At 67.2% G+C, this 2384-nt stretch carries 1 protein-coding gene; it reads left to right on the forward strand.

The window, feature by feature from the left end; genetic code table 11:
- Positions 1 to 12 precede the first annotated feature (12 nt).
- Positions 13 to 2384 (forward strand): DNRLRE domain-containing protein (locus ACFYML_RS36510; RefSeq protein ID WP_387425000.1); only part of this gene is annotated, 2372 nt, incomplete at its 3' end.

Consider the following 2384-nt stretch of genomic DNA (forward strand, 5'->3'; position numbering starts at 1 on the left):
GAGAAGGGGTACGTGCAGGGCAATCGCACGAACACCTTTACCAGCCTGTTCGGTGACACGTCGAAGGATCTGGTCCGGTTCGAGGCCGGGGGCCGCAGCATCGAGTTGGGTCTGGCGGGCGCGGAGAAGACTGTCAAACCGACGGTGTCGGGGTCGACGGTGACCTATCCGGGCATCGCCGGCGGCGCGGACGTGGTGTACGACGTGACCAGCACCGCGTTGAAGGAAGAGATCGTCCTGCGGAAGCCGCCGGTTGGGCCGGTGTCGTACACGTTCACCCTGGACACCGCCGGTCTGACCGCGCAGCAGCGCGCGGACGGGTCGATCGCGTTCGTCCGTGCGAGTGGCGGTGAGCCGGTGTTCGTGATGCCGGCGCCGTTCATGTACGACGCGAAGGACGACAAGGCCTCGCCGCTGGGCAAGGTGTGGTCGGACAAGGTCACCCAGCGGGTGCAGCAGGTGTACGGGCAGACCACCGTCACCGTGTCGGCGGACGCGGCGTGGTTGAGGGATCCGGCGCGGGTGTATCCGGTGGTCATCGACCCGACCATCAAGATCCAGCCGGTGCCTGATGGCACGCTGGGCGGGCAGGACACCCAGATCTATTCGGCCAACCCGAACCACGCCTATGGGCAGGACCAGGTCAGGTGGCCGTTGCACGTGGGCACCACGTCCAGTGGCGCGTGGCGGTCGTTGCTGAAGTTCAGCCTGGACTCGATTCCGCAGAACACGCCGATCGACGACGCGCAGTTGCAGTTGTACTACTCGCAGACGCACACCGCCTGGCAGTACGACGTGCCGATGGAGGTGCGCCGGGTCCTGGAGGCGTGGGACGAGGACACGGCGACGTGGGGCACCGTCAGCGGCAAGATCGCCGGCGCGCCGGCGGGAAACGTGGTGACCAAGGACGACGGGGATTCCGGGACGTCGGTGGTCGGCTCCTGGCCGTATTCGGGGAACGCGACGTTGACGCCGAAGGCGATCAACGCGGACTACCGCTACCACGGCAGTTCCAGCGCTTCGGACACCCACACCTGGGTGCCGACGATCACCGAGGCGGGTGACTACCAGGTCGAGGTGCACTACGTGGGCGAGTCGGACCGGCCCACCAACGCCCCGTACACCGTCTATTACAACGGCGGGTCGAAGACCTACCCCGTCAACCAGACCACGCCGACGGCCGCGGGCGCGTGGGTGACGTTGGGGACGCATCCGTTCGCGGCGGGCACCACCGGCAAGGTCGTGCTCAACGGTGTGCCGGGCACGACGGCCATCGCCGACGCGGTCCGGTTCACCAAGGCCGGTGCGGTGAAGAAGTACGCCAAGTCGAGCGTGTGGAACTCGTTCCCGGTGCGCAATCTGGTGCAGGACTGGGTGAACCGCACCTACCCGAACCACGGGCTCATGGTCAAGGCTCTGGACGAGGCGACCAGGAGCCGGGGCGGCCCGATCTACGAGGCCTCCGAGTACGCGTACAACAACGACCGCCGCGACTTCAACCTGCCGAAGCTGGTCGTCACCTACGGCCGGCCGGGTGTGGCGGTGAACCCGCCGACCACGATCACCTCCACCGGTGCCGTCCTCGACTGGCCGGCGTACTCGGGTTCGGACATCGTCGAGTACCAGGTGCACCGCAGCATCTTCCAGAACTTCACCCCGTCGGCGACGACGCTGATCGCCCCCGTGTCCACGGGGACGCGCAGCTACCAGGACACGACCGCGGTCCCGACGGCGGCGGACAACACCAACCCGATGGACCGCAAGTTCTACTACTACATGATCGCGGTGAAAACCCGCGACGGGCAGCTCATCGCGGGCCCGACGCAGCCGGCGATGCTGCCGAAGGCGGGCCAGATCACCCGGATCTACCGCACCGCGGCGACCGACGCGACCGGCTCGAACGGCGTCATCGACACCACCCTCGCCGCCGGGCGGCCGACGGAGAACGTCAACGTCTACGACGGTGACCCGTACGTCAGCCCGGGCAACAACTCGTCCTACTACGGCGACACCCGCGGCCTGGTCAAGTTCCCCACCCTGACCGGCATCCCCACCGACGCGAAGATCGTCGGTGCCGAGCTGCGGATGTACAACACCTACCTCTACGACGGCCTGGACACCGACGAATACGTCGACGTCTACAAGCTCAAGCGGGCGTTCAACGAGACGAAGGCCACCTGGAACACCTACGACGGGGTGAACGCGTGGACCGCGCCGGGCGGTGACTACGACACCGCCTGGAAGGCCAGCTTCAACGGCTTCACCAACGACCCGGAGTGGGAGACCTGGGACGTCACCACCGCCGTGGACGGCTGGGTGAAGACCCCGGCCAGCAACTACGGCCTGCTGCTGCGCCAGCGCGACGAGGTCAACCAGACCGCCCG

The sequence above is a fragment of the Micromonospora sp. NPDC007230 genome, from assembly GCF_042869115.1.
In the GTDB taxonomy this organism is placed as follows: Bacteria; Actinomycetota; Actinomycetes; order Mycobacteriales; family Micromonosporaceae; genus Micromonospora.